Annotated in this window: 5 protein-coding genes and 1 pseudogene; all 6 read left to right on the top strand. The window is 63.3% G+C overall.

The features are described 5' to 3' along the window. The first annotated feature begins 105 nt into the window (after nt 1-105). Nucleotides 106-1110 (top strand): Wsp signal transduction system regulator diguanylate cyclase WspR, encoded by a 1005-nt coding sequence (gene wspR, locus HP546_RS24400; RefSeq protein ID WP_172230601.1) that lies wholly within the window; start codon nt 106-108, stop codon nt 1108-1110. Nucleotides 1111-1310: 200 nt separating this feature from the next. Further along, nucleotides 1311-2406, top strand: a protein-coding gene (prfB, locus tag HP546_RS24405; RefSeq protein ID WP_172230604.1) for a peptide chain release factor 2 whose coding sequence is annotated in 2 segments (ribosomal slippage) — nt 1311-1382 and nt 1384-2406 — 1095 coding nt in all. Because the reading frame shifts where the segments join, the coding sequence is not laid out codon by codon here. A 92-nt stretch (nt 2407-2498) separates the two neighbouring features. Further along, entirely contained in the window at nt 2499-4001 is a 1503-nt protein-coding gene (gene lysS, locus HP546_RS24410) for a lysine--tRNA ligase (protein WP_012270790.1), read from the top strand. A 209-nt stretch (nt 4002-4210) separates the two neighbouring features. Continuing rightward, entirely contained in the window at nt 4211-4915 is a 705-nt protein-coding gene (locus HP546_RS24415) for a TetR/AcrR family transcriptional regulator (protein WP_172230607.1), read from the top strand. Between the two features lie 29 nt (nt 4916-4944). Further along, entirely contained in the window at nt 4945-5493 is a 549-nt protein-coding gene (locus tag HP546_RS24420; RefSeq protein ID WP_172230610.1) for a hypothetical protein, read from the top strand. 135 nt (nt 5494-5628) lie between these two features. Then, nucleotides 5629-5897: pseudogene (locus HP546_RS24425) on the top strand (flavohemoglobin expression-modulating QEGLA motif protein); the annotation flags it as partial.

Raw genomic sequence — 5897 nt, forward strand, 5'->3', positions numbered from 1 at the left:
ATCCGCCCGTTGGAACGAATAGCCGGGCGCTTGACGGAAATTTTCGCAAAATGACGAAGTGTATTGAATCACGCCGCCTGGCCGGCAGTGATCGGGTGAACTGGCATGAATGATTTACCGATCGAAGGTTTCGCGACCGCCCATGAAAATTCGGCGATGGTGCTGTTGGTCGACGACCAGGCCATGATCGGCGAGGCGGTGCGGCGTGGCCTGGCCAATGAAGACAACATCGATTTCCACTTCTGCGCCGACCCGCACCAGGCCGTGGCCCAGGCCATGCGCATCAAGCCCACGGTGATCCTGCAGGACCTGATCATGCCGGGCCTGGACGGGCTGACGCTGGTACGCGAATACCGCAACAACCCGGCAACCCAGGACATCCCGATCATCGTCCTGTCGACCAAGGAAGACCCGCTGGTGAAAAGCGCGGCATTTGCCGCCGGGGCCAACGATTACCTGGTCAAGCTGCCGGACACCATCGAACTGGTGGCGCGCATTCGCTATCACTCGCGCTCCTACCTGACCTTGCTGCAGCGTGACGAAGCCTACCGCGCCTTGCGCGTCAGCCAGCAGCAGTTGCTGGACTCGAATCTGATGCTGCAGCGGCTGATGAACTCCGATGGCCTGACCGGGCTGTCCAACCGCCGCCACTTCGACGAGTACCTGGAGCTGGAATGGCGCCGGGCCATGCGTGAACAGCAGCAGTTGTCGTTGCTGATGATCGACGTCGACTACTTCAAGGCCTACAACGACAGCTTCGGCCACCTGGCCGGCGATGAAGCGCTGCGCCAGGTGGCCGAATCCATCCGTGGCTCCTGCGCGCGGCCGACCGACCTGCCGGCACGTTACGGTGGCGAGGAGTTCGCCCTGGTGCTGCCCAATACCTCGCCAGGCGGTGCGCGGCTGGTGGCCGAGAAGCTGCGTCAGACCGTGCAAGGCCTGGGTATCCCGCACAGCGCGCCGGCGGCCGGCTCGTACCTCACCGTGAGCATTGGCCTGGCCACCCAGACCCCGGCGCAGGGCCACCACTGCCGTCAGCTGATCTCGGCGGCGGACAAAGGCCTGTACCAAGCCAAGAACAACGGGCGCAATCAGGTCGGTATCGCCTGACAGGGCCTCATCGTCGGCAAGCCAGCTCCCACAGGTGCAGCACCCGCCTTGTGGGGCTGGCTTGCCGGCAACAGGGCCGGGGCAGGTGCCAGAGGTCATTCAGGCGATGCCACTTCTACCGCCCGGCGGGTCTGCCGCCGTGCTGCGGACTCGGTTATACTCGCGGGCTTTTCACCGAATTCGCACGAGAGCCGCCGACCATGGAAATCCAACCGATCCTGAACACCATCAAGGACCTCACCGAGCGTTCCCAGTCCATTCGGGGGTATCTTTGACTACGATCAAAAGCATGACCGCCTGATCGAAGTCAACCGCGAGCTGGAAGACCCCAACGTCTGGAACAAGCCAGAGTACGCCCAGGCCCTGGGCCGCGAGCGTGCCATGCTGGCGCAGGTGGTCGAGACCCTGGACAAGATGTCCAACGGCCTGGCCGACTGCAAGGACCTGCTCGACATGGCTGTCGAGGAAGACGACGAAAGCGCCGTGAGCGACGTCGAGACCGAGCTGCAAGGCCTGGAAGAATCCCTGGCCCAGCTTGAGTTCCGTCGCATGTTCAGCGGCGAGATGGACCCGAACAACGCCTACCTGGACATCCAGGCCGGCTCCGGTGGTACCGAAGCGCAGGACTGGGCCAACATCCTGCTGCGCATGTACCTGCGCTGGGCCGACAAGCGTGGTTTCGACGCCACCATCATCGAGCTGTCCGAAGGTGAAGTCGCCGGCATCAAGGGCGCCACCGTGCACATCAAGGGCGAGTATGCCTTCGGCTGGCTGCGCACCGAAATCGGCGTGCACCGCCTGGTGCGCAAGAGCCCGTTCGACTCCGGTGCGCGTCGCCACACCTCGTTCTCGGCGGTGTTTGTGTCGCCCGAAATCGACGACAAGGTCGAGATCGATATCAACCCGTCCGACCTGCGCATCGACACCTACCGCTCCTCGGGTGCCGGTGGCCAGCACGTGAACACCACCGACTCGGCGGTGCGTATCACCCACGTGCCGACCAACACCGTGGTGGCCTGCCAGAACGAACGCTCGCAGCACGCCAACAAGGACACCGCCATGAAAATGCTGCGGGCCAAGTTGTACGAGCTGGAAATGCAGAAGCGCAACGCTGCTTCGCAGGCGCTGGAAGACAGCAAGTCGGACATCGGCTGGGGCCATCAGATTCGCTCCTACGTCCTCGATGACTCGCGTATCAAGGACCTGCGTACCGGCGTCGAGCGCAGCGACTGCAACAAGGTGCTGGACGGCGACATCGACCAGTACCTGGAAGCGAGCCTCAAGCAGGGGCTGTAAGCCGCATACCACTGCCGCGCTACCGGCCGCTTGCCGGTAGCGCGTGCCCTGCCCGAGAAGGGCAACGAATACCTGATGGAAAGAATGACGACATGAGCGACCTGAAGACCGAATCGCAAGACCTGCAACAGGAAGAAAATGCCCTGATCGCCCTGCGCAAGGAAAAACTTGCCGCCGAGCGCGCCAAAGGCAATGCCTTCCCCAATGACTTCCGTCGCGACAGCTACTGCAACGACCTGCAGAAACAGTACGCGGACAAGACCAAGGAAGAGCTGGAAGCAGCCGCGATCCCGGTCAAGGTAGCCGGCCGCATCATGCTCAACCGTGGCTCGTTCATGGTGATCCAGGACATGACCGGTCGCATCCAGGTCTACGTCAACCGCAAGACCCTGCCGGAAGAAACCCTGGCGGCGGTCAAGACCTGGGACCTGGGCGACATCATCAGCGCCGAAGGCACCCTGGCCCGTTCCGGCAAGGGCGACCTGTACGTCGAGATGACCAACGTGCGCCTGCTGACCAAGTCGCTGCGCCCGCTGCCCGACAAGCACCACGGCCTGACCGACACCGAGCAGCGCTACCGCCAGCGTTACGTCGATTTGATGGTCAACGAAGAAACCCGCCACACCTTCCGTGTGCGTTCGCAGGTGATCTCGCACATTCGCAAGTTCCTCATCGAGCGCGACTTCCTCGAAGTCGAAACGCCGATGCTGCAGACCATCCCGGGCGGTGCCGCCGCCAAGCCGTTCGAAACCCACCACAACGCCCTGGACATGGCCATGTTCCTGCGCATTGCGCCGGAGCTGTACCTCAAGCGCCTGGTAGTGGGTGGCTTTGAAAAGGTGTTCGAGATCAACCGCAACTTCCGTAACGAAGGCGTTTCGACTCGTCACAACCCTGAATTCACCATGCTCGAGTTCTACCAGGCCTACGCCGACTACCGCGACAACATGGACCTCACCGAGGAACTGTTCCGCGAGCTGGCGCAGCTGGTACTGGGCAGCACCGACGTGCCTTACGGCGACAAGGTGTTCCACTTCGGCGAGCCGTTCGTGCGCCTGTCGGTGTTCGACTCGATCCTCAAGTACAACCCGGAGCTGACCGCCGCCGATCTGCAGGACGTCGACCGCGCCCGTGACATCGCCAAAAAGGCTGGTGCCAAGGTGCTGGGCCACGAAGGCCTGGGCAAGCTGCAGGTGATGATTTTCGAAGAGCTGGTCGAGCACAAGCTGGAGCAGCCGCACTTCATCACCGAGTACCCGTTCGAAGTGTCGCCGCTGGCCCGTCGCAACGACGACAACCCGGCCGTGACCGACCGCTTCGAGCTGTTCATCGGTGGCCGCGAGATCGCCAACGCCTACTCCGAGCTCAACGATGCCGAAGACCAGGCCGAGCGTTTCCTGGCCCAGGTGGCCGAGAAGGATGCCGGTGACGACGAAGCCATGCACTACGACGCCGACTTCGTCCGCGCCCTGGAGTACGGCATGCCGCCGACTGCAGGCGAGGGCATCGGTATCGATCGCCTGGTGATGCTGCTGACCAACTCGCCGTCGATCCGCGACGTGATCCTGTTCCCGCACATGCGTCCGCAGGCCTGAGTGAAGTGAACGAGCCGCCTTTCGAGGCGGCTTTTTCTTGCCTGAAGCATTATGTTGTCTGTACCGGCCCTATCGCCGGCAAGGCAGCTTCCACCGGTATCGCACAGGTCTCAGCCTTGTGCAGTACCTGTAGGAGCTGGCTTGCCGGCGATAGGGCCGGTACAGGCTGCAGATGACTTGAACCATGAGGTAGTCCCTTGACACCCGCCATGCCTGACCAAGGCGCCGCCGGCATCGCCACCGCCGTCGCCGAAAGCGTGCAATACCAAGGCCGCAAGACTGCCCGCCAAGGCAGCGAGCAGCGCCGCCAGCTGATCCTCGACGCCGCCATGCGCATTGTCGTGCGCGACGGCGTGCGCGGTGTGCGCCACCGCGCGGTGGCGGCCGAGGCCGGTGTGCCGTTGTCGGCCACCACCTACTACTTCAAGGATATCGAGGACCTGCTCACCGATACCTTTGCCCAGTACGTCGAGCGCAGCGCTGCCTACATGGCCAAGCTGTGGGCCAACACCGAGGTGCTGTTGCGCCAGTTGGTGGCCCAGGGTGATGGCACCCCGCAGGCACGGGCACGCCTGGCCGACGAAGTGGCGGGCATGACCGCCGACTACGTACAGCGCCAGTTGCTCAACCGTCGCGACTTCCTGATGGCCGAACAGGCCTTCCGCCAGGAAGCCCTGCTGTGCCCGCGCCTGGCCGAACTGGTACGCGCCCACGAGCAGATCCTGCTGCACGGCACTCGGCAATTGCTGCAGGTGGTAGGCTCGCGGCAACCGGAACAGGACGCCCAGATGTTGACGGCGATTATCGAGCAGATGGAATATCAGGGCCTGCTCAAGGATGCGAACGCGCAAGCCGATGGGCAGATGCTCGCTATGCTTACCCGGTACCTGCAGCTGGTGCTGGCATCGGCCTGAGGCGAGTCCGACTTTTCAAGGAGAACCTGATGAAAGCCTGGCGTGTGGTGTTGTTGACTCTGTCATTCCTGCTGCTGGGCGGTTGTCTGGTGACCTTCCACGAGCCCCTGCCCAGCAACCAGTCGGCGCCCAAGTCCCTGCTCGGTAAATGGAGCAGCAAGGACGCCTGGGGCGAGCCGCTGAAGCTCACCATCAGCCGCAGCGGCGGCGATGCCTACAAGGCGGTGGCAACGGCCAAGGGCAAGGCCCCTGAAGAATACGTGTTCACCGTCTCGCGCCACGGCAACCGCTGGTACCTGTCGGCTGGCGTGCCCAAGCGCCTGGGCGGCAATTTCCTCATCGGCGGTTTCGACATCGTCGATGGCAAGGAACTGGTGGTCTACAACCTGGATGTCGAGCAGGTGCAGCAGGCGGTGGACAAGAAGGAACTGAGCGGGCGCAGCACCGAGGTGCCGGAAGACAACGGCGACGGCGTGCTGATCGACAGCCCTGCGGCGCGGGTGCTGGCATACCTTGACGACCCGGCCAACTCGGACCTGTTCGTCGAGGTGGCGCGGTTCCAGCGCTCCGGCAAATGACCGTGCTGGCCTCTTCGCGGCCAAAGCCGCTTCCACAGGCACTGCACAGGTCCTGAATACTGTGCGGTACCTGTGGGAGCGGCTTTAGCCGCGAAGAGGCCGGTACAGGTTTCCTGTACTAGAAAGGAGTCCCCGGTGGACGAATACCAGCAAACCATCCGCGCCCTGTCCGACCGCATCGTTGCGGCACAGACCCCGATTCGGGTCCTGGACGCGGTGAAGTGGGACGACAACATCCGCCAGGGCTTCCTCAAGGCCAAGGGCAAGGAACCACCGGCAGTCGACCGCGCCTATTACCAGTCGCGCCCGCTGGCCTTCGACTCCAACGCGGTCAAGGCCGAGTTCCAGGGCATCGAACGCGACATCATCCGCCAGCTCGGCCAGTTCAACCCGGTCGGCCAGAT

It is taken from the genome of Pseudomonas sp. CM25, from assembly GCF_013179705.1.
Classification (GTDB): domain Bacteria; phylum Pseudomonadota; class Gammaproteobacteria; order Pseudomonadales; family Pseudomonadaceae; genus Aquipseudomonas.

Coding starts and splice junctions, on each gene's coding strand:
- wspR (WP_172230601.1), top strand. CDS start 106: ATGAATGATTTACCGATCGAAGGTTTCGCGACCGCCCATGAAAATTCG.
- lysS (WP_012270790.1), top strand. CDS start 2,499: ATGAGCGACCTGAAGACCGAATCGCAAGACCTGCAACAGGAAGAAAAT.
- HP546_RS24415 (WP_172230607.1), top strand. CDS start 4,211: ATGCCTGACCAAGGCGCCGCCGGCATCGCCACCGCCGTCGCCGAAAGC.
- HP546_RS24420 (WP_172230610.1), top strand. CDS start 4,945: ATGAAAGCCTGGCGTGTGGTGTTGTTGACTCTGTCATTCCTGCTGCTG.